Origin of the sequence: Acinetobacter sp. Colony158, assembly GCF_019264745.1 — a bacterium.
Taxonomy (GTDB): domain Bacteria; phylum Pseudomonadota; class Gammaproteobacteria; order Pseudomonadales; family Moraxellaceae; genus Acinetobacter; species Acinetobacter ursingii.
Genome location: NZ_CP078523.1, coordinates 1,097,430 through 1,097,650, shown reverse-complemented (window position 1 = coordinate 1,097,650; position 221 = coordinate 1,097,430). Strand labels below are relative to the sequence as shown.

Genomic DNA, 221 nt, shown 5'->3' with positions numbered 1-221 from the left:
AACTGTTGGCAGGTGCTTATCTGATTGATCAACATTTTCGTCAGGCCCCATTTCATGAAAATGTGCCTGTCATTATGGCATTATTGGGTGCGTGGAATACCAATTTTTTGAAGATGCAAACGCATGCAGTCTTACCTTATGATGGTCGTTTAAAATATTTTGCATCTTATCTGCAACAGCTTGAAATGGAGTCGAATGGGAAGTCGGTACAACGTGATAAT

1 pseudogene is annotated in these 221 nt (G+C 39.8%); it reads left to right on the top strand.

Annotated features, from left to right (window positions below):
- Positions 1-221, top strand: a pseudogene (locus tag JR005_RS14515) (glucose-6-phosphate isomerase); the annotation flags it as partial.